General features: G+C 72.9%; 20 protein-coding genes. 14 read left to right on the top strand and 6 right to left on the bottom strand.

What is annotated here, in order from left to right; all coding sequences use genetic code 11:
• Positions 1-229 precede the first annotated feature (229 nt).
• Positions 230-745, top strand: a complete 516-nt coding sequence (locus ACFVYA_RS22635; RefSeq protein ID WP_285993114.1) for an ATP-binding protein — start codon at positions 230-232, stop codon at positions 743-745.
• A 205-nt stretch (positions 746-950) separates the two neighbouring features.
• Here the strand turns inward: ACFVYA_RS22635 and ACFVYA_RS22640 are convergent, their stop codons facing one another.
• Complete coding sequence (locus tag ACFVYA_RS22640; RefSeq protein ID WP_285993115.1) at positions 951-1163, bottom strand: hypothetical protein; 213 nt, start codon at positions 1161-1163, stop codon at positions 951-953.
• Between the two features lie 70 nt (positions 1164-1233).
• Positions 1234-3471: a PHB depolymerase family esterase gene (locus tag ACFVYA_RS22645; protein ID WP_387047644.1), complete on the bottom strand. Its 2238-nt coding sequence runs from the start codon at positions 3469-3471 to the stop codon at positions 1234-1236.
• A gap of 148 nt (positions 3472-3619) precedes the next feature.
• Here ACFVYA_RS22645 and ACFVYA_RS22650 point away from each other — a divergent pair, with 148 nt between their 5' ends.
• The 4 genes from ACFVYA_RS22650 to ACFVYA_RS22665 are packed head-to-tail and all read left to right on the top strand — an operon-like array spanning position 3620 to position 7693.
• Positions 3620-5197 carry an alkaline phosphatase D family protein gene (locus ACFVYA_RS22650; RefSeq protein WP_387047646.1) on the top strand — a complete coding sequence of 526 codons (1578 nt, stop codon included), beginning with the start codon at positions 3620-3622 and terminating at the stop codon, positions 5195-5197.
• 54 nt (positions 5198-5251) lie between these two features.
• Complete coding sequence (locus tag ACFVYA_RS22655; protein ID WP_387047647.1) at positions 5252-6073, top strand: helix-turn-helix transcriptional regulator; 822 nt, start codon at positions 5252-5254, stop codon at positions 6071-6073.
• A 43-nt stretch (positions 6074-6116) separates the two neighbouring features.
• Positions 6117-6977, top strand: coding sequence for an oxidoreductase (locus ACFVYA_RS22660; protein WP_387047648.1), 861 nt, complete (start codon positions 6117-6119; stop codon positions 6975-6977).
• Positions 6974-7693 carry an SDR family oxidoreductase gene (locus ACFVYA_RS22665; protein WP_387047650.1) on the top strand — a complete coding sequence of 240 codons (720 nt, stop codon included), beginning with the start codon at positions 6974-6976 and terminating at the stop codon, positions 7691-7693. Before ACFVYA_RS22660 ends, ACFVYA_RS22665 begins: the two co-directional genes overlap by 4 nt.
• A gap of 150 nt (positions 7694-7843) precedes the next feature.
• Here the strand turns inward: ACFVYA_RS22665 and ACFVYA_RS22670 are convergent, their stop codons facing one another.
• Together ACFVYA_RS22670 and ACFVYA_RS22675 are read right to left on the bottom strand one after the other, a co-directional pair.
• Complete coding sequence (locus ACFVYA_RS22670) at positions 7844-8713, bottom strand: NAD(P)H-hydrate dehydratase (RefSeq protein WP_387047651.1); 870 nt, start codon at positions 8711-8713, stop codon at positions 7844-7846.
• Positions 8691-9410: a histidine phosphatase family protein gene (locus tag ACFVYA_RS22675; RefSeq protein WP_285993122.1), complete on the bottom strand. Its 720-nt coding sequence runs from the start codon at positions 9408-9410 to the stop codon at positions 8691-8693. The genes ACFVYA_RS22670 and ACFVYA_RS22675 overlap by 23 nt, the downstream gene beginning before the upstream one ends.
• 81 nt (positions 9411-9491) lie before the next feature.
• On the opposite strand from ACFVYA_RS22675, the gene ACFVYA_RS22680 reads away from it, so the two are divergent.
• Positions 9492-10715 carry a PP2C family protein-serine/threonine phosphatase gene (locus ACFVYA_RS22680; RefSeq protein WP_387047653.1) on the top strand — a complete coding sequence of 408 codons (1224 nt, stop codon included), beginning with the start codon at positions 9492-9494 and terminating at the stop codon, positions 10713-10715.
• Positions 10716-10734: 19 nt separating this feature from the next.
• On the opposite strand, the gene ACFVYA_RS22685 is transcribed toward ACFVYA_RS22680, so the two are convergent.
• Positions 10735-11118: an STAS domain-containing protein gene (locus ACFVYA_RS22685; RefSeq protein ID WP_387047655.1), complete on the bottom strand. Its 384-nt coding sequence runs from the start codon at positions 11116-11118 to the stop codon at positions 10735-10737.
• Between the two features lie 165 nt (positions 11119-11283).
• Here ACFVYA_RS22685 and ACFVYA_RS22690 point away from each other — a divergent pair, with 165 nt between their 5' ends.
• From ACFVYA_RS22690 to ACFVYA_RS22715, 6 genes are all read left to right on the top strand, one after another.
• A complete protein-coding gene (locus ACFVYA_RS22690) occupies positions 11284-11664 on the top strand; it encodes an STAS domain-containing protein (RefSeq protein ID WP_387047685.1) in 381 nt (126 codons plus the stop codon).
• The gene (locus ACFVYA_RS22695; RefSeq protein ID WP_387047657.1) at positions 11664-13247 is read left to right on the top strand and encodes a PP2C family protein-serine/threonine phosphatase; all 1584 of its coding nucleotides are present in this window, start codon (positions 11664-11666) and stop codon (positions 13245-13247) included. The genes ACFVYA_RS22690 and ACFVYA_RS22695 overlap by 1 nt, the downstream gene beginning before the upstream one ends.
• Positions 13244-13651: an ATP-binding protein gene (locus ACFVYA_RS22700; RefSeq protein ID WP_387047658.1), complete on the top strand. Its 408-nt coding sequence runs from the start codon at positions 13244-13246 to the stop codon at positions 13649-13651. Before ACFVYA_RS22695 ends, ACFVYA_RS22700 begins: the two co-directional genes overlap by 4 nt.
• Before the next feature lie 84 nt (positions 13652-13735).
• Positions 13736-17815, top strand: coding sequence for a SpoIIE family protein phosphatase (locus ACFVYA_RS22705; RefSeq protein WP_387047659.1), 4080 nt, complete (start codon positions 13736-13738; stop codon positions 17813-17815).
• Positions 17812-18114, top strand: coding sequence for an STAS domain-containing protein (locus ACFVYA_RS22710; protein ID WP_387047660.1), 303 nt, complete (start codon positions 17812-17814; stop codon positions 18112-18114). The genes ACFVYA_RS22705 and ACFVYA_RS22710 overlap by 4 nt, the downstream gene beginning before the upstream one ends.
• A 261-nt stretch (positions 18115-18375) precedes the next feature.
• Positions 18376-19107, top strand: coding sequence for an ANTAR domain-containing response regulator (locus ACFVYA_RS22715; RefSeq protein ID WP_387047662.1), 732 nt, complete (start codon positions 18376-18378; stop codon positions 19105-19107).
• 6 nt (positions 19108-19113) lie between these two features.
• Here ACFVYA_RS22715 and ACFVYA_RS22720 read toward each other — a convergent pair whose 3' ends face one another.
• Complete coding sequence (locus ACFVYA_RS22720) at positions 19114-19524, bottom strand: ATP-binding protein (protein ID WP_285993131.1); 411 nt, start codon at positions 19522-19524, stop codon at positions 19114-19116.
• A gap of 123 nt (positions 19525-19647) precedes the next feature.
• Here ACFVYA_RS22720 and ACFVYA_RS22725 point away from each other — a divergent pair, with 123 nt between their 5' ends.
• Positions 19648-22917 carry a glucodextranase DOMON-like domain-containing protein gene (locus ACFVYA_RS22725; protein WP_387047663.1) on the top strand — a complete coding sequence of 1090 codons (3270 nt, stop codon included), beginning with the start codon at positions 19648-19650 and terminating at the stop codon, positions 22915-22917.
• 13 nt (positions 22918-22930) lie between these two features.
• Positions 22931-23500, top strand: a complete 570-nt coding sequence (locus tag ACFVYA_RS22730) for a DinB family protein (protein WP_285993133.1) — start codon at positions 22931-22933, stop codon at positions 23498-23500.
• Positions 23501-23579 lie beyond the last annotated feature (79 nt).

Genomic DNA, 23579 nt, shown 5'->3' on the forward strand with positions numbered 1-23579 from the left:
GTGCTGGGCCCGCACACAGACGGCGAGGCCGGGAAAGGGAAAGAGGCCGAGTGGCCTGGATCCGGGGAGCTGCCTCCGGGCGGCCGAGGGGCCGACATCCGCGAGAAGCGTCTCCACTGTAGCGACACATCTCACGAAGCACAACGGGTAAGACTCCGTGGCGTGGGGTAGTCCATCAGAGAAGCCCGCTGAAACGGGGGAAACCGCGGCTGACCGATGGGAGCGGATCGTGTATCGACATACCCCGGAAACTGGCGTCGATACGGGCGAGAGCACCGACGCCGACCAAGCCGGGACCACGGCCCCGGAGCACTTCACCGCCGGAGCCGTGGTCGTCTCGACATTCGAAGAACTGGCGCCGGCGCTGCCGAACGAGATGGCCGGCCTGCGCCGCAAGCTGATCCAGTGGCTGAGCGAGTTCCCGCTCGACGCGGACAGCACGCACGACATCACGCTGGCGACGTACGAGGCCCTGGCCAACGTAGCGGCCCACGCCTACCCGGACGGCCACGGCTGGGCCCGCTTGCAGGCTCGCCGGGAGGGTGACGCGATCACGGTGACGGTGACGGACACCGGCTGCGGCATCCCGGCGACGCGCCCACGCGCGGCGGCCCTGCGCACCTCGGGTGGCCGCGGCCTGCTGCTGATCGACCAGGTGACGGACCAGTCCGACATAGACTCGAGCACCACGGGGACGACGGTCCGCATGACGTGGCGCCCGCCTGCCCTCCGGGACGCGGGCTAGCCACTCGCCCGCGGCGCGGCCCGGCCGAGCCCCGGGGATGCCGGCCGGCCCCAGCCGAGCCGAGGGAAACCGCCGGCCGGCCCAGCCGAGCCGAAGGAGACCGCCGGCCGGTCCAGCGCCAGTCGACCCCACACCGCCGGCTCGCCTACCAGCGAGCCGGCGGGTTCACGTCCGGCGGCCCGGCAAACTCCCCCGGCGACCTCCCTCAAGCCGCCTCGGCCAGGCGGATCAGCCTGTTCCTCGGGTACGAAACCAGTTCTCGCTCGTCATCGGTGGTGAAGATCTCGACGGAGTCTTCCCGCAACTCCGCCGAATTCACCTGCAGCTGCCACGCGGGCAGCCCCGGCGCCGGCTCGTGCCAGAACCACTGGCCCTTGGTGAGCTGGTGCGCCGGGACTGTCGCGTCGTCCGTTTTCATGTGCTGAGGCTATCCGTCACCACCGACAGTTTTCGCAGCACCTGGACCCTGTGATGACGACCACTGTGGACTAGCCCGTCGCGCAGGTCACCGTCGGGTCGGTCAGGTTGCCGCCGTGCTGGACCGTGAAGCCGATGACGTTGCCGCTCCCGTTGGACCTCGCCGTCAGCACGTAGCCCGTGCTGTCCCACGTTCCCGTGTAGTTCCAGCTGCCGATCACCTTCTGGGGTGCGTGGAACGTCACCGTGAGCACCCAGTTGTTCGTCCCCGACACCGTCACCTGGCCGTTGAAGCCGACGTTCCACTCCGCCGTCTTGACGTAGGCGGCCGAACAGCCACCGGGTGCCGGGGTGGTGGGCGTGGTCGGGGTGGTGGTGGGCGTGGTCGTGCCGCCGTCCGGGGGTACGCCGCCGTTCAACGCCTCGAGCACCGCCGTGTAAGCCGCCTTCTTCTGGCCGTTGCCGTCGAACAGCAGCGGCGTTGCCGACGCCCGCCACGAGTCCGTGTCGCGGATGCCCCACACCGTCATCCCGGTGCAGCGCGCGACCGCGAGGCACGCCTGCGTGACCGTGCGGAAGTTGTTCGCCTGCGCGGTCCCCGAGCCCTCGACGTCCAGCTCGGTGATCTGGACGTCCACCCCGAGGTCGGCGAAGTTCTGCAGCGTCGTCCGGTAGTTCGACGGCACCGGGCTGTTGGGGTTGAAGTGCGACTGGAAGCCGACGCAGTCGATCGGCACGCCGCGGGACTTGAAGTCCTGGACCATGCGGTACACGGCCTGGGTCTTCGCCTGGTTCCAGTCGTCGGTGTTGTAGTCGTTGTAACACAGCTTCGCGTCCGGGTCGGCCGGCCGCGCCGCGCGGAACGCCACCTCGATCCAGTCGTCGCCCGTGCGCTGCAGGTTCGAATCACGCCGGGCGCCCGAGCCGCCGTCGGCGAACGCCTCGTTCACCACGTCCCACGCGTAGATCTTGCCGCGGTAGTGGGACGCGACCTGGGTGACGTGGTTGAGTATCGCCTGCCGCAGCGCCGAGCCTTCCATGCCCTGCATCCAGCCGGGCTGCTGCGAGTACCAGGCCAGCGTGTGCCCGCGCATCCGGGCGCCCTGGCCGGCCGCCTGGTTCACGATCCGGTCCGCGTTGGCGTACGAGAACTGGCCCTGGGAAGGCTCGGTCGCGTCGATCTTCATCTCGTTCTCCGGCGTGATCATGGAGAACTCGCGGCTCAGGATGCCGGTGTACCCGCTGTCCGACAGCTTGCTCGCCGAGACCGCCGTGCCGAAGTAGCGCCCGGTCCGGGCCGCCGCGCTGCCGAGCGTGCTGCCGGCGGGCGGTGTCGACGACGTCGTAGTGGCCGGTGTGGTGGGCGTGGTCGTGGTCGAACCGCTGTTCAAGCCCAGGAACGCGATGGCGTACTGGATCATCCCGTTCTGCGGCAGCGAGTGCCCGGCACCCTGGACGCTGATGCCCTCGACCGGCGCCTGCGTGCCGGTGCCGCCGTACCGGGTGCGCGTCCAGCCCGACTGCGGGGCATCACTCGACGACGGCGTCTGGCCGATCCCCTGCAGGTTCGTCCACTGCTTGATCTCCTCCCCGAAGTTCGGGTAGCGCAGGGTGTCGTCGGCCGTGCCGTGCCACAGCTGCATCCGCGGGAACGGGCCGGTGCGCCCGCCGCTCATCTGCCGGGCCTGGTCACCCCACTGCTGCGGGGTCTTGCTGAGCTGCCCGTTGGCGCACTGGCTGTTCCAGCTCGACCCGTCGGTGGTCGCGAAGCAGCCGGCGGGCACGCCCATGAACGCCGAGCCGGCGGCGAACACGTCCGGGTACTCCGCGGCGAGCACGTTCGTCATCATCGCGCCCGAGGAGAAGCCGGTGACGTACACGCGGGAGGAGTCGACGTTGTAGCGCTGCTTGGCCCAGTTGACCATCGACAGGATGCCGACGGGGTCGCTGCCACCGCCGCGGGTGAGGGCCTGCGGCGAGGAGACGTCGAAGCACTGGCCGCTGCGGGTGGCTTCCGGGAACACGATGACGTACCCGTACTGGTCGGCCGCGGTGACGTAGTCGCGGGCGTAGCCGTTGAAGATCGCCGACGCCGAGCCGGTGCAGTAGTGGACGGCCACCAGCAGCGCCGGGCGGGCCGCCACGCGGTCCGGGACGTAGGTGTACATGTTGAGGTTGCTGGGATTGCTGCCGAAGTCGGTGACCCGGGTCAACGTGGCCGCGGACGCCGGCTGCGCCGCCACGACCAGCACGATCGCCGCGGCGATCGCCAGCACGGCGGCGGAAAGGGCGGTGAGGAGTCTTCGCACTCGAGGAAATCCTTTCCGGGGGCGGGAACGCAGCTGCGACGATGGTTCGTCCCCGCGCCCGGCCGGTCAACGATTATCGAAACCTTTCGGGAACTTTCGAGAGAGTCACCGATCGGCCGTCCCGGTGGAGTTCTGACAGGATTCCGGGATGACCGAGCTGCTGCTGGGCCCGCTGCTGCGGCACGTCGACGCCACTTCGGCGACGATCTGGGTCGAGACGGACGGCCCGTGCGAAGTCGGTGTCGGCGACGCCGCCGACCGGACGTTCGAGGTCGCCGGCCACCACTACGCGCTGGTCGTGCTCACCGGGCTCGAACCCGGGCGGAGCACGCCGTACGAGGTGCGGCTCGACGGCGACGTCGTCTGGCCCGAGCCGGACGGTGACCTGCCGCCGAGCCGCATCCGGACGCTGAAACCCGGCGATCCGCGGTTCCGGCTGGTGTTCGGGTCCTGCCGCAAACCGCGGGAGCAGGACGCGCTGGGCCCGGACGCGCTCGCCGCCTACGCCCACCGGATGGCCGCCCTCGACGAGGCGGAGTGGCCGGAATCGCTGCTGCTGCTCGGCGACCAGGTCTACGCCGACGAAACGACCGACGCGACGCAGGACTGGCTCGCCACCCGGCGTGACACCGAGAAGCCGCCCGGCAACGAGGTCGCCGACTTCGAGGAGTACTGCCACCTGTACTTCGAAGCCTGGTGCGACCCGGCGGTCCGCTGGCTGCTCTCGACCGTGCCGACGTCGATGATCTTCGACGACCACGACGTCCGCGACGACTGGAACACCTCGCAGGCCTGGCGCGCGAAGATGGCCCGGACGTCCTGGTGGCCGGAGCGCATCCGCGGCGCGCTGGTCTCGTACTGGGTCTACCAGCACCTCGGCAACCTCGGGCCGCAGGAGCTGGCCGAAGACGACCTCTACCAGCGGGTGCGCAAGTCGGGCGAAGACAACGCCGAGCTGCTGCGCGAGTTCGCCGACCGGGCCGACCGGGAGGCCGACGGCGCCAAGGGCACCCGGTGGTCCTACCGGCGCGACTTCGGCCCGGTCCGGCTGCTGGTGATCGACTCGCGGGCCGGGCGGATCCTCGAGGGCGGGGAGCGGTCGATGATCGGCGACGAGGAGTTCCGCTGGATCGAGGAGCAGGCGGACGGCGAGTTCGACCACCTGCTGATCGGCACGTCGCTGCCGTGGCTGCTGCCCACCGCGCTGTCGGGCGCCCAGTCGGTCAACGAGCGGCTCTGCGCCCGACCCGGGCTGGTGGGGCGGGTCAGCGAGTTCGTCCGGCAGCTGGTGGACCTCGAGCACTGGCCGGCGTTCCGCGCGTCGTTCGAGCGGCTGGCGAAGCTCATCGCCCGCGTCGCCGACGACGGACCGGCGTCGGTCAGCGTGCTGTCGGGCGACGTGCACCACGCCTACGTGGCCCGGGCCGAGTTCCCCGGCGGCACCGCGGCGCCGGTCCACCAGCTGACCTGCTCGCCGGTGCACAACACGGTGCCGTGGTACATGAACCGGCTGTTCCGGGCCGGCTGGTCGCGGACGCTGACCAAGGTGAGCGAGGGGCTCGCGCGCCGCACCGGGGTCCGGCCCGCGCCACTGTCGTGGCACTGCGTGTCCGGACCGCACTTCGGGAACGCGGTGATGACCGTGGACGTCGACGGGCGCACGGCCACGGCGACGCTGCTGCGGGCCGACCCGGCCGACGACGCGGAGCCGATCCGGCTGGTCTGAGGGTGGGTGCGGCACGGCCACCCTGGTGAAGCGATTCCGGGTTAGCCTCGGAGCATGGTCAAGGACAACGCCCTCGGGGAGTTCCTCCGGGCCCGCCGTGAACAGGTGGGGCCCGCGGAACTCGGCCTGCCTCCGGGTGGGTCACGCCGGGTGGCGGGCCTGCGCCGCGAGGAGGTGGCGCTGCTGGCCGGGGTCAGCACCGACTACTACGTTCGGCTCGAGCAGGGCCGGGAGCGGAACCCGTCGGCGCAGGTCGTCGACGCGCTCGCCCGCGGGCTGGCGCTGGACGAGGACGCCTCGGCCCATCTGCACCGGCTCGCCCGGCCGGCGCCCGGACGCCGGCGGCGTGCCCGGCGGCCCGAGCGGGTCAGCCCGAACCTGCTGCGCCTGATGGACGGCTGGCCGGACACGCCCGCGCTCGTGCTCGGCCGCTGTCTCGACGTGCTCGCGCACAACGCGCTGGGCCAGGCGTTGTTCGCCGGGCACACCCACAGCGGCGACCTGATCCGGCTGGTGTTCCTCGACCCGGACGCCCGCGAGTTCTACCCGGAGTGGGAGCGCGTGGCCGTGAACACGGTCGGCGGCCTGCGGGCGGCCGCCGGGCTCGACCCCGACGACCCGCAGCTCATCGACACCGTCGGCGAGCTGTCGGTCAAGAGCGCGGACTTCCGCCGGCTGTGGGCGCGCCACGACATCCGGCAGAAGACCCACGAAACCAAGCGGTTCCGGCACCGGCTGGTCGGCGAGCTGGAACTGAGCTACGAGGCGCTGACCGTCAACAGCGCCCCGGGCCAGCAGCTGATCGTCTACCAAGCCGAGCCGGGCAGCCCGTCGGAAGCGGCGCTGGCCCTGCTGGGCAGTCTCGCCGCCTCCTGAACCACCTTTCCCCCGCCATCCACAAGGGACGGAGTACTTCGTCGTGCCCGAAAACCTGCCCGAAAACCCTGTCTTCTTCATCACCGGCTGCTCCACCGGCCTCGGCCGGGCACTGGCCGAGGCCGTGCTCGACCGCGGCTGGTCGGCAGTCGTGACCGCCCGCGATCCGGCGCGGGTCGCCGACGTCGCCGGCCGCCACGGCGACCGCGCGCTGGCCCTGCCGCTCGACGTCACCGACCACGCCCAGGTCGTCGACGCCGTGAAGCGGGCCGAAACGACGTTCGGCCGGATCGACGTCCTGGTCGGCAACGCCGGCTACGGCTACCTGGCCGCGGTCGAGGAAGGCGAGGACGAGGAGATCCGCAACCTGTTCGACACCAACGTCTTCGGCCTCGCCGACGTCACCCGCGCGGTCCTGCCGGGCATGCGGGCGCGCCGCCGCGGCCACATCGTCACCGTGTCGTCCCTCGGCGGCCTGGCCGCGTTCGGTGCCACCGGCTACTACCACGCGACGAAGTTCGCCGTGGAAGGGCTTTCGGAGTCCCTGGCCGCGGAGGTGGCGCCGCTGGGCATCAAGGTGACCATCGTGGAGCCCGCCGCGTTCCGCACCAACTGGTCCGGTCCCTCGATGCGGCAGTCGGCGATCCGCATCGACGACTACGCCGAGACCGCGGGCGCCCGCCGGGAGGCGACGCTCGCGACGTACGGGCGGCAGCCGGGCGATCCGGCCCGTGCGGCCGAAGCGATCCTCACCGCGGTCGGCAGCGACGAACCGCCGCTGCGCCTGCTCCTCGGCCGGGCGGCCTACGACATCGCCACCGCCCGCCTCGACACCCTCCGCGCCACTTTCGACACCTGGCGCGAGACCACCCTCGCCGCCGACTTCCCGGAAGGAACCCCGTGAAAACCGTCCTGATCACCGGCGCCAGCAGCGGCATCGGCCGCGCGACCGCCCTGCGCCTCGCCCGCGAAGGTCACCACGTCGTGCTCGGCGCCCGCCGGGAAGACCGGCTGGCCGAGCTGGCGAAGGAAATCCACGACACCGGCGGCACCGCCGACGTGCACCGCCTCGACGTCACCGACCGCGCGGAGGTCGCCGCGTTCGCCGACGCCGCCGTCGAAGCGTACGGACGGCTGGACGTCTTCGTCGCCAACGCGGGTGTGATGCCGTTGTCGCGCTTGGCTTCCCGGCACGTCGACGAGTGGGACCGGATGATCGACGTCAACGTCCGCGGCCTGCTGCACGGGATCGCGGCGGCCCTGCCGCACTTCCGGCGCCAAGGCGGCGGGCACTTCGTGACGATCGCCTCCACCGGCGCGCACGAGGTGGTGCCGACGGCGGCGGTCTACTGCGGCACCAAGTACGCGGCCCGGGCGATCACCGAGGGCCTGCGCCTGGAGGCCGACCCCGGCATCCGCGTGACGACGGTCTCCCCCGGCGTCACCGAGTCCGAGCTGGCCGACACCATCACCGAGCCCGGCGCCCAGGAGGCGATGCGCGCCTACCGCGCGGTGACCCTCCCGGCGGACGCGATCGCCGGGGCCGTCTCCTACGCGATCGGGCAGCCGGAGGGCGTGGACGTCAACGAGATCATCGTGCGGCCCACCACCCAACGCTGAACCGCCGTGTCGTCCCCTCGATCACGCGTGTCGACCCTTCGATCACGCGTGTCGTCCCTTCCCGCACAGCCTCCGCGGCGCCCGGCGTGATTGCGGGGCCGACACGCGTGATCAGGAGGTCGACACGCGTGATCGGCGGGTCGACACGGCTCAGCGCTCCAGTTCGGCGATGACCCGCGGGATCTCGGCCACCAGTTCCCGCGCCAGCAGGCCGGTGCTGCCGGTGTCCGGGATCAGCCGCTGGCCGGCCACGGCGTGGACGTGCGTCGCCCAGCAGGCGGCCTGGTCCACGGCCGCGCCGCGGGCGAGGAAGCCGCCGGTCAGCCCGGCCAGGACGTCGCCGCTGCCGGATGTGGCCAGGCCGACGTGACCGCTGCCGTCGCGCCAAACCCGGCCGTCCGGCGCGGCGACCACACCCATGAGCAGCACCACGCCGCCGTAGCGCCCGGCGATCCGCACCGCCGTTTCCAGGTCGTCGACGTCCTTTTCCTCGCAGCCGTCGAGGAAAGCGGCTTCGACCCGGTTCGGGGTGAGGAGGAGCCGGCCCGCCAGGGGTTCGGCGAGCGAGGGGTCCCGGCTCAGCGCGCCGAGCGCGAACGCGTCGAGGACCACCCGCGCGTCCGGGGCGATGGCGGGCACCAGGCTCCGAAGCAGCTCTTCGGTCTCCGAAGCGCCGGTGAGGCCGGGGCCGACGACGACGGTGCCGGCGTCGGGGAGCACCTCCGCCAGCCGGTCGGCGGCGTCGGCGGCGATCGCGCCGGTGCCGGTCTCCCGCAGCCCGAACACCGACGACTCGGGCACCGAGACCCCGATCGCCGTCGCGTGCCGTTCGGCGACCGCCAGCTGCAGCGTGCCGGCCCCGGCGCGCAACGCGGCGGTGCCGGACAGCGCCGGTGCCCCCGGCACGGTCCGGGCGCCGCCGACGACGAGCACGGTCCCGCGGTCGTCCGCGCCGATCCGCCAGTCCCGCAGCAGGACCGGGCTGATCGGCGCCGGGTCAGGAGAGCTGCTGTGCGGCATCGTCGTCTTCCGTCGGTGGGGTGCCGGTGGCGTGCAGGTGGCCGACTTCCTGGGCCAGCACCATCGTGAACCCGCCGTCGGAGTCGCGTTCCCAGGCCGTCACCGAGCCGTTCGGGACCTCGGTGGCGTCGGCGGCGCGCAGCAGATCGGGCTCGGGCAGCCCTTCGAGCAGGTAGCGCAGGGCGAAGACGGTCATCTCGTGGGCGGCCAGCAGAACGCGCTTTCCGGCGTGTTCCACGCTCAGCTCGGTGAGCAGGGACCGCAGCCGCAGCACGACGTCCGCCCAGGACTCGCCGCCCGGCGGCCGGTAGTAGAACTTGCCGAGCCGGCGCTTGCGCCGGAGCTCGTCGGGCCACCGCTCGCCGACGCCGTGCGAGGTCAGCAGGTCCAGTACGCCGAGCTCGCGGTCGCGCAGCCGTTCGTCCGGGATGATCGTCACCCCTTCGGGCGCGGCGAGCCGGGCGGTGTCCCAGGCGCGGCGGTAGGTGGAGGTGATGACGACGTCCGGTGGTCGCTCCGCGAGGAACTTCCCCGCCGCCGAAGCCTGCTCCCGCCCCAGATCCGTCAGCGGTACGTCGGCGTCGCGTTCGGCGATGTCGATCACGTCCGCGCCGGCCGACTCCGCCTCTTCCCTGGCCACGTTCCCGGCGCTCTGACCGTGCCGCAGCACACCCACCCAGTCCAAGTCGACGTTCACGCCGGACTGTTACCCCGGGAGACCCGCCGTCGAAACCCGGGATGGTTAGGCCCGCAAAGGAGTTGAGGCTAGGGTCGTGCCATGTCGCGAAGTCTCGACGCCCAGAACCGGCTGCAGCAGCTGGAGGCGATCATCGGTGCGCCGGCCGAGCACCTCGGCCTGACCGAGCTGCTCACCGAGACCTTGCGGCGCCTGCGCGATGCCATGGCGGTCGACACCGCGACCGTGCTGCGGTACCAGGCCAACGGCCGTCAGCTCGTGGCCACCGCGGCGGCCGGCATCGAAGAGGAGGTCCACCAGGGCGTGCGCGTGCCGGTGGGCAGCGGGTTCGCCGGCCGGGTGGCGCTCGAGCGGGCCCCTGTCATCCTCGACCACGTCGACGAATCCACCGTCGTGAACTCCCTGCTGTGGGAACGCGGCCTGCGCTCCATGCTCGGCGTGCCCATGGTCGCCGGGAACGAGCTCGTCGGCGTGCTGCACGTCGGCTCCGTGGCGCCCCGGCAGTTCGGCGAGTCCGAAGTGGCTACGCTGCAGCTGCTCGCCGACCGCCTCGCGATGGCGGTCCAGGTGGAGGCGCTGGAGGAGAACCGCACCGCCACCATGGCGCTGCAGCGCAGCCTGCTGCCCAGCAGCCTGCCCGAAGTGCCCGGCCTGGCCTTCGGCGCCCGGTACGTGCCGGGCGCGGAGACCGGGCTCGGCGGGGACTGGTACGACCTGTTCTCCCTGCCGGGTGACCGGCTCGGCGTGGTGATGGGCGACGTCTCCGGGCACGGCCTCGACGCGGCCGTGATCATGGGCCGGCTGCGCAGTGCCCTGCGCGCCTACGCCCTCGACTGCGAAAGCCCCGCCGAGGTGCTCGCCAAGCTCGACCGCAAGGCCAACCACTTCGAACACGGAGCGATGGCGACGGTGGCCTACGGGATCATCGGCCCGGCCCGCGAGGCGCTGACGCTGTCGCTCGCCGGCCACCTGCCCCCGGTGCTCGCCCTTCCCGGCGAAGCGGGCCGGCTGGTGGAGGCTCCCCCCGATCCCCCGATCGGGCTGACCATCGGGACACCCGAACGGCGCACCACCGTGATCGACCTCCCACCGGAGAGCGTGCTGGTGTTCTACACCGACGGGCTGGTCGAGCGGCGGGACCGCCCGGTGGACGTCGGGATGGGGCAACTGGCGGAAGCCGTGCGCGCCGGGGAGCCCGAGCGGGTCTGCGCGCAGGTCATGGCCAGGATGATCGGCCACCGGCCTGCCCAGGACGACGTTGCCCTGCTGGCCCTCCGGCGCCGGAGCGTCCCGGCCGGCAGCTGACGCGGCCGGGACGGCACGGTCACGACGCGCCCAGCGCCGCCTCGCGGGTCGGGAACAGCGAGAGGCTCTCCTCGAGCCCGGTCAGCTGGATCGGGCGCAGGGTGGCCCGGCCGGACGCGACGATCCGCACCGCGGTGGCGGTGCCGGCGTTGCGGTGGATCGTCAGCAACGCGGTCAGGCCCGGCGAAGCGAGGAACTCGACGCGGCTCAGGTCGACCACCAGCACCGGCGGCTGCTCCGCCAGCGCTTCGTCGGCGGCCTGCACGAGCGCCGGCGCGGTGGTCGTGTCCACGTCCCCGGCGACTTCGACGACAACCGCGTCTCCTTGCTCCGTTCGGGCGATCCGGAACTCCCCGAACGGCACAGCGGTGGCCGAGCTTTCAAGGTGGGTGTGCTCGGTCATGGCGTTTCTCCTCGCCTCCGGCAGCTCACCGGGATGCGGTGGGCATGCGTGATCACGAAGGCTGTCTGCTCAACCGCTGTCAATCATGCCTGCCCCGGCGACACGCCGCCGTCTCAGTGCCCCCTCGGCTTTCTGCCGCGTCCCCGAGCAGGCAAGATGAACGCCATGGGCGAACGGGACGTGACCGGGGACTCACTCGGCGACGCGGCGAGCTCGGCGGGGTCGGTGGCATTGGAGAACCGGGACGGCACGGCCGTCCTGCGCGTCGACGGTGCCCTGGACCTCGCGCTCGCACCGAAATTGCGCCAGCTGGCCGAACGCGCCGCGCGGCTGCGGCCGGCGCTGGTCGTCATCGACCTCACCGGCGTCACCTTCCTGGCTTCGGCGGGCATGGCCGAACTTGTCCGGGTGCACCGCGGACCCACCGCGTCGGCGCCGCTGCGGGTGGTGGCCACCGGCCGGATCACCCTGCGCCCGCTGGAACTGACCCGGCTGGTCGACGAACTCGCCATCTACCCGTCGCTGTCCGAAGCATTGGCGCCCTGATGACGTCCCGGCCGGAATTCGACGCGGTCCTCGACGCCGTGCGCGGGGTCTTCGCCGGCCGTGACGGCGCTCCGGCGGCCACCGCGGTCCACCCCCTCGGCCCGGCGGAGGTGCGGGCGGTGCTCGGCGACCACGTCGCGCTGTCGGTGACGGACCGCGCGCTCCTCGCGGACCTGGTGCCGAACAACGAGATCACCCACGCGATCGCCGTCGCGGCCGACGGCGGCGAGCGTGGCGCATTGGTCTACACCACAGAGAAGATCGGCGAAGGTCCTCCGGCCGTCGCCGCGGCCATCGACGCCGCCACCGCCGGCCTGGCCGCCACCGTCCGGCGGCTGCGGGGCGAAGCCGCGGTCGTCGACGCGCTGCACTCCACGGGCCGCGAACTGACCGCGCAGCTCGACATCGACCGGATCGTCCAGGACGCGACCGACGCGGCCACGAAGGCGACCGGAGCCGGCTTCGGCGCGTTCTTCTACAACCTGATCGACGAACTCGGCGAGTCGTACACGCTGTACACGATTTCGGGCGTGCCGCGCGAGGCCTTCGCCCGGTTCCCGATGCCGCGCAACACCGAGGTGTTCGGGCCGACTTTCGACGGCACCGGCACCGTGCGCAGCCCTGACATCACGAAAGACCCGCGGTTCGGGAAGAACGCGCCGCACCACGGGATGCCGGAAGGGCACCTGCCCGTGTGCAGCTACCTGGCCGTTTCGGTGATCAGCCCGACCTCCGGCGAGGTGCTGGGCGGGTTCTTCTTCGGCCACCCCGAGCCGGGCCGGTTCACCGCCCGGCACGAATACCTCGCCGAGGGCATCGCCGCTTACTCGGCCATCGCGCTGGACAACGCCCGGCTCTACGAACGCGAGCGCACCCTCGCCACGGAGCTGTCCCGCAGCATGCTGCCGGTCGCCCCGCCCACCCCGGGCCTCGACGTGCTCACCCGGTACCTGCCCGCGGCCACCGGGAGCAAGGTGGGCGGCGACTGGTTCGACGTGATCCGGCTGCCGTCCGGCGACACCGCGTTCGTCATCGGCGACGTCGTCGGCCACGGCGTCACCGCCGCGACGGTGATGGGCCAGGTCCGGACGGCCGTCCGCAGCTACGCCCTGCTGGAGCTGCCCCCGTCGGAGGTGCTGCGCAACGTCTCCGAGCTGACCGGCGGGCTGTTCGGCGAAAGCTTCGTGACCTGCTTCTACGCGGTCCACCGGCCGGCCGACGACACCCTGGTCTACGCGAACGCCGGCCACCTGCCCGCGATCCTGGTCCGCCCGGGCGAACCGCCCGAGCAGATCGGCGAGGCCCTGGCGCAGCCGCTGGGCGTCGGCTCGGTCTTCCCGCAGCGCACCGCGGGCTTCCGGGCAGGCGCGGACCTGGTGCTCTACACCGACGGGCTGGTCGAAAGCCGCACCCGGGACCTCACCCTGGGCATCGAATGGCTCCTGGCGGGTATCCCCGGACTGCTGACCGCGACCGACCTGGAAACGGCGTGGGACAAACTCGTCGACGAACTGACGCGCGGACGGCACGACGACGACATCGCCGTCATCCACGTGCGCCACCGCGGAGAGGACACCCCATGACGGACCCCCTCCCACCAGGCCCCCCGGTCTCGTTCCACCGGAGCGCGGCCGCGATCGCCGAACGGCTGCCCGACCTGCGCGAAGCACTCGCCCGGTGGCTGGCCACGCTGCACCTGAGCCTGGAACGGCGGGAGGACGTCGTCCTCGCCGGCTACGAGGCGATGGCCAACTCGGCCGAGCACGCCTACCCCGCCGGGGCGGCCGGCCCGGTCGACGTCCGGGCCGAAGCACAGTTCGGGCGGCTGACCGTGACGGTCACCGACTACGGCACCTGGCGGCCGCCGGCCGCCTCGGACGGGCTGCGGGGCCGCGGCCTGCGGCTCATCGACACCCTCGCCGACCACAGCGCGCAGGTGCACCGCGACGACGGCACCACCGTCACGATGACCTGGCTGACCGGCTGACCCCGGCCCGGCGCGTCCCCGGCATCCGGCGCGGCGGTCGCCGGTCGAGTAGGCTCGGCCCGGGCCGCGTGAACCTGGAGTGTGATGAGCGTCGGGGAAGAGGCCGGCCACCGCGCCGTGTTTCCCGGGACCAGCCGGATGGCCGCCCGGATGCGGGACTTCGACTGGGCGTCGTCCCCGCTCGGTGCACCGCGGGACTGGCCGGCGAGCCTGGCGACCGCCGTGCGGATCTGCCTCACCTCCCGCTTCCCGATGATCGTCTGGTGGGGGCCGGAGCTGCGGTTCCTCTACAACGACGCGTACCTCCCGCTGCTGGGCAGCAAGCACCCGGCGCTGGACAAGCCGGGCGCCGAGGTCTGGGGCGAGATCTGGCACATCATCGGCCCGATGCTGGACAGCGTGATGACCACCGGCGAGGCGACCTGGTCGGAGGACCTGCTGCTGCCGATGAACCGGCACGGCTATTGGGAAGAGACCTACTGGACGTACTCCTACAGCCCGGTGCACGACGACGAAGGCGTCGTCCGGGCGGTGTTCACCGCGGTCTCGGACACGACCGAGCGCGTGATCGGCGCCCGCCGGCTGGCGACACTGCGCGAACTCAGCGCCCAGGCCGGCCTCGCCCGCAGCGTGGGCGGGGCCTGCGAGCTGGTCGCCGGCGTGCTGGGGCGGGCCGGCGCCGACGTACCGTACGCCGCGATCCACATCCGCGACGGCGACGGCCGCCTCGCGCTCGCGGCCGTCACCCCCGGCGGCGAAGGCGCGGGTGACGCGGCCGCCTGGCCGCTGGAGGACGTGCTGGCCGACGGCGTCCCGCGGACGGTGTCGGGCGGCGCGTTCGGCAAGCTGCCCGCGGGCGGCTGGTCCACCCCGCCCACCGAGGCGATGGTGCTGCCGCTGCCCGGCGACGCCGGGGACGAGGCCGTCGGCGTGATCGTGCTGGCGGCGAGCGCCGGGCGCGCGCTCGACGAGCCCTACCGGACCTTCCTCGGGCTGGTCGCCCAGCAGACGACGGCGCTGGTCAACGGCGCGATCGCCTACCAGGTCCAGCAGCAGCGCGCCGAAGAGCTGGCCGCGCTGGACGCGGCGAAGACCACGTTCTTCGCCAACATCAGCCACGAGTTCCGGACGCCGCTCACCCTCATCCTGGGCCCCGTGGCCGAGCTGCGGGTCGCGCTGGACGGCGCCGACGAGCGGGTGCGGGAGGAGCTCGACGTCATCCAGCGCAACGCGTTGCGGCTGGGGCGGCTGGTGAACAACCTGCTCGACTTCTCCCGCATCGAAGCCGGCCGGATGCAGGCGCGCTTCGAGCCGGTCGACCTTCCGGCGATCACCGCGGAGCTGGCGAGCGTCTTCCGCGCCGCGGTCGAACGCGCCGGGCTGGCGTTCGAGGTCGACCGCGGGCCGTCGAGCGAGCCGGTCTACGTCGATCGCGGGATGTGGGAGAAGGTCGTCTTCAACCTGCTGTCCAACGCGGTCAAGTTCACCTTCGACGGCACGATCCGGGTCGCCTGCACCCAGGACGGCGGGCATGCCGTGATCGCGGTGTCCGACACCGGGATCGGGATCGACGCCGCCGAGCTGCCGCGCCTGTTCGAGCGGTTCCACCGGATCCCGTCGGCGCGGGCGCGGTCGAACGAGGGCAGCGGCATCGGCCTGGCGCTGGTGCGCGAGCTCGTCGGCATGCACGGCGGCAGCGTCGCCGTGGAAAGCACGCCGGGCGCCGGGACGACGTTCCGGGTCCGGGTCCCGCTGGGCAGCAGGCACCTGCCTGCCGAGCACGTCGTCGAGGAAGCCACGACCGGCCAGCTCGCCGCGGAATCCGCGGAGCCGTACGTGCAGGAGGCGCTGCGCTGGTTGCCGGACAGCGACCGGTCCACCCTGCCCGGGCCCGCCGCGGGGGCGGGCGCCCGCGTGCTGGTCGCCGACGACAACGCCGACATGCGCGACTACCTCGTCCGGCTGTTGCGCGACGACTACGCGGTGACCGAAGTGCGCGACGGCGTCGAGGCGTTCGCCGCCGCGTGCGCCGAGCCGCCCGAGCTGATCATCAGCGACGTCATGATGCCGCGGCTGGACGGCCTCGGCCTGCTCGCCGAGCTGCGTGCCGACCCGCGCACCGCCGCCGTGCCCGTGCTGCTGCTGTCGGCGCGGGCCGGCCAGGAAGCCGCCGTCGACGGGCTGGCCGCCGGGGCCGACGACTACCTCGTGAAGCCGTTCTCGGCGCGCGAGCTGCTCGCCCGCGTCCGCACGACCATCCAGTTGGCGAGGCTGCGCACGCACCACGCCCGGTGGCGCGCGGCGATGATCGACTCGCTGCAGGAGGGCTTCTTCGTCGCCGACGCCGAGGGCCGGGTCGTCGAGATCAACACCGCGTTCACCGAACTGCTGGGCTTCGGCACCGGCGGGCTGCCCTACACCCCGCCGTTCCCGTGGTGGCCCGACCGGGACACCGACCCCGCCGCCCACGAGCAGGTCTCCGGTGCCCTCCGTCGCGCGCGCGACGAGCCGGCCGGCAGCTTCGTGCTGCCGTTGCGGCACCGGGCCGGGCACCGGGTGTGGGCCGCGGTCGCCTACAACGAACTGCACGACGACGAGGGCCGCCGCCGGCTGGTCGGCACGATCCGCGACGTGACGGCCGAGCGGTACGCCGTGCAGCGCGAAAGCGCGCTCGCCTCGATGAACCAGCGCCTGGCCGGGATCAGCGGGGTCCCGGAGGTGCTCCGCACCGGGCTCGAGCTGCTGCGGGAGCTGTGGGACGCCCAGCGCGTCCTCGCGGTGACCTGGCCGCGGGACGGCGAGCCGGAACTCGCGTCCACCGACCCCGCCGACCGGCGCTGGGCGGACCTCGCCGGGCCGCTGCGCGAGACCCTCGGCCACGTCCGCTCGCTCCCGGCGTTGCACGCGACCCCGGCCGAGAGCGGCGCGGGCACCACCGTCGACCACCCCGGCGGCCGCCTGACCCTCTGGGTCGAACCCGCGCCGGGCCGCCCGCTCGGCACCGAAGACCGGACGCTGCTGGCGCTGCTGGCCGGCACCCTCGCGCACGCCCTGCGCCGCGCCCACCGCGACGACCGGCAGCGGGAGGTCGCCCTCGCGCTGCAGCGCTCGATCCTCGGCCCGGCCCGGCTCCCCGACGGCTTCGCGGTGCGCTACGAGCCGGCGAACCCGCCCCTGGAGGTCGGCGGCGACTGGTACGACGTCGTCCCGCTGGCCGGCGACCGGATCGGCATCGTCGTCGGCGACTGCGTCGGGCGGGGACTCGCCGCGGCCGCGGTGATGGGCCAGCTCCGCAGCGCCTGCCGCGCGCTGCTGCTGGAAGCCAGCAGCCCGGCGCACACGCTCAGCGCGCTCGACCGCTTCGCCGTACGGCTGCCGGGCGCCCTGTGCACGACCGTCTTCTGCGGGGTGCTCGACCCGGCCAACGGGACCTTCACCTACAGCAGCGCCGGGCACCCGCCCGCCACCCTCGTGCACCGCGACGGCACGGCGGAGTTCCTCGACGAGGGCGGCAGCCTGCCGCTGGCCGTCCGCGCCACGGCGCCGCGTCCGGAAGCCACCGCGATCGTGCCGATCGGCTCGCTGCTGATGCTCTACACCGACGGGCTGGTCGAGCGCCGCCGCGAGTCGCTCGACGACGGCGTGGGCCGGGCCACCACGGTCGCCCACGACACGCGGGACGCGGAGCTCGGCGAGCTGGCGGCCGCCCTGATGGACCGGCTCCGCCCGGCCGAGGGCTACGAGGACGACGTCGCGCTGCTGCTCTACCGCCGGTCGGTTCCCGCGCTGGACTTCGAGTTCGCCGCGCACCCGGACCACCTCGCCTCGACCCGGCAGTGGCTGCGCGCCTGGCTGGAGAACGCGGCCCTCGAGCCGGACCTCGCCCAGGACGTGCTCGTCGCGGCGGGCGAGGCCTGCGCCAACGCCGTCGAGCACGCCTACCGCGACGGCACCGCGGCGACCGCGCGCCTGACGGCCCGGCTCACCGGGCCGCACCTGGTCGTCACGGTGACCGACCGGGGCAACTGGCGGCCGCCACCGCCGGACAACCACGTGCTGCGCGGGCGCGGCGTGCCGATGATGGAAGCGTTGGCCGACGCGGTCGGCTTCCGGCGCGACGCCACCGGGACCACCGTCACGCTGGAATGGAGGATCGGTTCGTGACGACGGCACTCACGCTGGTCAGCGCCCCGGGCGAAGACGGGGAACGGGTCCTGACCGTCACGGGTGAGATCGACATGAGCAACGCCGCGGACTTCGGCTCGGCGCTGGATCGCGAGCTGTCCGCGGGGCCCGCCGTCACCGTCGACCTCACCGGGGTGGCCTACCTCGACAGCGCCGGTGTCGCGGTGCTGTTCGACCGGGCCACCGAACACGACCTGCGGCTGGTCGCCCCGCGGCTGCTCGACCGGGTGCTGCGGGTATCGGGGCTCACCCAAGTCGTGAAGGTCATGATCCGCTGAACGGTTGACCGCGGGCACACCGGGTATGCGGGGCGCAGCGACGGCTGCTGGGTGGGTTGTGCTGCCGACCGTCGCCAGGTGGCCCCGGCGCCCAACCCACGACGTTCAGCAGCGAGCGCCGGGCCGGAGCCACCGCCCTCCTTGCCACCGCCCTCCTTCGATGTTGCGGAAGACGCACCGAACGCGGGTAAGGTTCTGCCGTTCCGTTGAAGCAGCAGCGGTTCCGCATGCGCCGCAGCCGTCGAGGACGGAGATGACCGAGTGACTGGTGAGCCGATCCCGTCCGCGCACCTCGACGAGCTGACCGCCGCCATGGCGGACCTCACCGATGCGCTGGAGACCGAACCCGCCGAGGCGGAAATCCTCGACGCCGTCTGCACCGAAGCCGTCCGGGCCATCCCGGGCGCCGACATGGCCAGCATCACCGCGATCCGGGACGGCGAGCCGGCGACCGCGGCTTTCACCGACGAACGCGCCGTCGAGATCGACCGTGCCCAGTACGCGGCGGGCGCGGGGCCGTGCCTGCAGGCGGCGGAGACCGGCGAGCTCGTCCGGGTGCCGCTGGTCACCGCCGGGCAGGAGTGGCCGGAGTTCACCACGCACGCCCGCGGGCTCGGTGTCGGCAGCTACCTCGCCGCGCCCCTGCGCGTCGACGAACGCCTTTCCGGGGCCTTGAACCTCTTCGGCTACGGCGACCACGGATTCGCGGAGACCGACTCGCGGCTGCTGCAGCTCTACACCACGGTCGTCTCGTTCGGGCTGCGCACCACCCGGCGCTACCGCCAGGCCCGGCAGCGCACCACCGACCTGGAGACGGCCATGCGGTCCCGGGCGGTGATCGAGCAGGCCAAGGGCATCCTGATGGCCGTGCACCGGATCAGCGCCGACGACGCCATGAAGCGGCTGGTGGTGGAATCGCAGCGCACCAACGTGAAGCTCCGGGACGTCGCGACCCGGTTCGTCGAAGACCTGTCCTCGACGGCCTCGCCCTGAGGCCGGTCAGGCGCTGCGGCGGGCCGGGAACGGCCACGTGAGCGTGATGACCGTGCCGTTGTCGGTCGAGCGGAGGTCGAGCCCGTCCACCAGGGCCTGGATCAGGCGCAGCCCGCGGCCACCGTCCGCCCGCTCGGCCACCGACTCCCAGCGGCCCTGGTCGGCGACGGTGACGATCAGCACGTCCTGGTCGATCCGGGCGCGGACGTCGATCAGCCCCGGCCGCCCGTGGTAAGCGTGGCCGAGCACGTTGGCCATCGCTTCCCAGCAGGCCAGCACGACGTCGTCGGCCTGCCGCCCGACCTCGTCACCGGCGCGCCGCCGCAACCACGAGACCAGGTGCCGGCGCAGGCTCGGCAACGTCCGTGGCGAAATCGTGCCGCGGTACCGCCATCCGTCCGATCCCAGCTCTTCCACGTTCACCTCCTCGGGGGACTTCCGGTTTGCTACCCACGGGTTCGAATTCTCAATCACCGGTAATGACTTCCTGGCGCCGTTCGGACCTGGTGCGGCCCGGGGCGGCCGTGGTCGGATGGGCGGATGATTCGGTCGACGTCGTCCGTGGTGCTGTGCGCGGTGCTGGCCGCGACCCTCCTGCCCGCTGTATCCGACACAGCCGGCGCGGCCACGACGGCGCCCGGACCGGGCGCCGTCTCGCACTTCGGCCTGGCCCGCAAGGACTGCCTGGGCACCGCGCGGAACACGGCGAGCAAAGCGTGGTTCACCGTGGCCGGCGGCGTGCTGTCCGACGTCTACGCGCCGGTGATCGACAACACGAACGTCGAAACGCTGCAGTTCGCCGTCACCGACGGGCGCAGCTTCACCGACCTGCAGGCGCGCGACATGACCTACACGGTCCGCACGAGCGCGGGCGGGATGGCGTGCGAGGTGACGTCGACCCCGCGCAGCGGGCGGTACCGGCTGGTCACCGAGTACCTGGCGGACCCGGCCCGGACCGGCGTGCTCATCCGCACCCGGCTGGAGCCGCTGCGCGACTCCGGGCGGGACCTGAAGGTCTACGTGCGGTTCGACGCGAGCATCAACGGCAATGGCGGAGGCGGCCCGGCCAACGGCGGCGGCGACACCGCCACCGTCGACCCGGCGACGTCCGCGCTGGTCAGCGCCGACACGAACACCGTGTCCAGCGCTCCGGCCCGCGACTACGGCACCCCGCTCGCCGCCGCCCTGCGCGCCGACCGCCGGTTCCTGGCCACCTCCAGCGGCTTCGCCGGTACCGCGGGCGACGGCCTGGCCCAGCTCGACCGCGACCACCGGCTCACCGGCACCACGCCGTCGGCGGTGAACGGCAACGTCGTGCAGACCGCGCAGCTGGACCTCCAGCCGCGCCGCCCGGCGGTGCTGGCGCTCGGCTTCGGCGCCGACGCGCGCGCCGCCGTCTCCACGGCCGGGGCGAGCCTGCGCACGCCGTTCGACCAGAGCTACCGCCAGTACGCGCGCGAATGGCGTGCCTACGACAACGGGCTGATCCCGGTGCGGGGCAAGGATCCCGATGCGTACTACCAGTCCGTCAACGTGCTGAAGGCGAGTGAGGACAAGACCTTCCCGGGCGCGGTCGTCGCCTCGCTGGGCAGCCCGTGGGGCCAGGCGGTGTCCGCGGGCGACGCGCCCGGCGGCAAGCCGGTCTACTTCGGCTCCTACCGCGAGATCTTCGCCCGCGACCTCTACGAAAGCTTCTCCGGCCTGCTCGCCGCCGGCGACCGCGAGACGGCGCGGGCGAGCGTCCGGTGGCTGTTCGCGCGCCAGCAGCAGCCGGACGGCCGGTTCCCGCGCAACTCCCTGCTCAACGGCAAGAAGGCGCCCGACTCCGGCGGTGACCAGCTCGACGAGAGCGCGTACCCGATCCTGATGGCCTTGCAGGCCGGGCTCGACCGCGACCGCACGCTCTACACCGAGCACATCCGCGGCGCCGCCGACTTCGTCGTCGCACACGGGCCCACGTTCGGCTCGGAACGCTGGGAAGAGCAGGGCGGCTACTCCCCCTCGACGATCGCCGCCGAGATCGCCGGTCTGGTCGCCGCGGGCGTGATCGTCGACCGCAACGGCGACCCGGCTCGCGCGAACGTCTACCGCGCCACCGCCGACCACTTCCAGCGCAGCATCAAGGGCTGGACGGTGACTTCGAACGGGCCCTACGGCGGCCGGTACTTCCTGCGGCTGACGAAGAACGGCGATCCGGACTCGGAGTGGAACTACAACCTCGGCAACGGCTCGGTCGACGCCGACCAGCGCGCGGTCGTCGACGCCGGGTTCCTCGAGCTGACGCGCCTCGGCGTGCTGCCCGCGAACGACCCGGACGTCGCCGCGTCGCTCGGCGTGGTCGACCGCGTGATCAAGCGGGACACCCCGGCCGGGCCGGGCTGGTACCGCTACGGGACGTCGGCGCCGGGCAGCGAGGACGGCTACGGCGACTGCTACGAGCCGGACCCGACGAACTGCGGGCCGACCGGCGCTCCCTGGCCGTCGACGAACACCGGGTCCGGGCACCTGTGGCCGGTGCTCGCCGGCGAACGCGGCGAGCAGGCCGTGCAGACCGGCGACCGGGCGGGAGCCGCCGCGCTGCTGCGCGCGATGCGGGCCCAGACCGGCGGGACCGGCCTGATCCCCGAGCAGGTCTGGGAAAACCCGGCGCTGCCCGCGGCGCCGTACGGCACGGACCCGAAGACGGCGTCGATCGGCTTCACCCCGGGACAGTCCGTCGGCTCGGTGGCGCCGCTGAGCTGGGCGCAGTCGCAGTCGGTCCGGCTGGCCAGGGCCCTCGACGACGGACGGCTGCCCGAGCAGCCCGCCGAGGTTCGCTCGCGGTACGTCTCCGCCCCGCCTGCTTTGACTGTCACGCTGGACGCACCCGCGTCGGTGTCCACCGCAACCGCCCGGGTGACCGGCACCGCGCCCGCCGGCAGCCGCGTCGACCTCGCCGTCTCGGCCACCGACGCGGGCACGACGACGGTGCTGTCGACCCGGGCTTCGGCGGCGGGGACGTTCGGCGCGACGGTGCCGACGCCGCTCGGCGCGAACGTCGTCACGGCGGCCGCCACCGGCGCCGGGACCGGGTACGCGCAGAAGACGATCAGCTCGGACTTCGTCACCGGCACGGTCCTGCTCGACACGACCGACCCGGACGGCGACGACACCGGCCCGGGCACGTACACCTACCCGACCGCGGGCGACTTCCACGCGGGGGCGTTCGACCTGCAGCGGTTCCAGGTCATCGACTCGGGCACGAACCTGGTCTTCCGCGCCCAGGTTCGCGACCTGTCGCCGACGTTCGGCTCGCCGCTGGGCGCCCAGCTGCTCACGGTCTACGCGCACGACCCGGCCGCGACGGCGACGTCGACCGCGGCGCCGTTCCCGAGCCGGGCGTACACGATCGCGCCGCAGGACGCGTGGAGCCGGCGCATCGAGGTCCAGGGCTTCGCCGAGCCGTCGCTCGTCGACGCTTCGGGCGCTTCGCCGGCCACGCCGTCCGTGCAGGCTTCGCAGGCGACGCGGTACATCACGGTCAGCGTGGCGAAGGCGGCCTTCGGGACGCCGGGGCCGGGCTGGACGTTCGCCGTGGTGCTCACCGGGCAGGACGGCAACGCCCCCGACCAGGCCCGGCCGTTCACGCCGACGGGGGGCCAGTACACGTTCGGCCTCTGCGCGGCCGGCGGGACGGCGCCGATCTGCACCGCGGACCCGGCGACCGCCCCGAAGGCGCTCGACGTGCTGACGCCGTCCGGGGTGGACCAGAAGGCCGAGCTGGACCCGGCTTCCGGTCCGGTTTCGGTGCGCGGGGTGCCCGTGGGCTGACAAGCTGGTCGCCATGATCGACGAATTCGCGAAGAACTACCTGCACGGCGACCTGCGCGAGATCCGCGAAGAGATGGTCGGCAAACTCGACGGGCTCGGCGAGTACGACATCCGCCGTCCCCTCACCGCCAGCGGCACCAACCTGCTCGGTTTCGTCAAGCACCTGACGCTGACCGAAGCGAGGTACTTCGGCGACATCTTCGGGCGGCCGTTCCCCGAGCCGATGCCCCGATGGGACGATCCCGAGGCGCGCGGCACGGACATGTGGGCGACCGAGCACGAGTCGCGCACGGAGATCGTCGACCGCTACCGGCGGGTGTGGGCCCACTCCGACGCGACGATCACCGAGCTCGCCATCGACGCGCCGGGGCACGTGCCCTGGTGGCCGCGCCCGGACGTGCTGCTGTTCAACGTCCTGGTCCACGTGCTCACCGAGACCAACCGCCACGCCGGGCACGCCGACATCCTGCGTGAACAGCTCGACGGCTCGCTCGCCACCGACGGCCACCGCGACGCGGAGTTCTGGGCGGCCCGCCACGCGGAGGTCGAGCGGGCCGCCAGGGCCGCCGAGGGTCCACAGTAGACGTCGGCGCGGTCCGGGCCCGGCCCCGATCGGGTGTCCGGGGGCACCATCCAGGAGACAACCAGGCACACTCCCGGCT

It is taken from the genome of Amycolatopsis sp. NPDC058278, from assembly GCF_042881395.1.
Taxonomy (GTDB): Bacteria; Actinomycetota; Actinomycetes; order Mycobacteriales; family Pseudonocardiaceae; genus Amycolatopsis.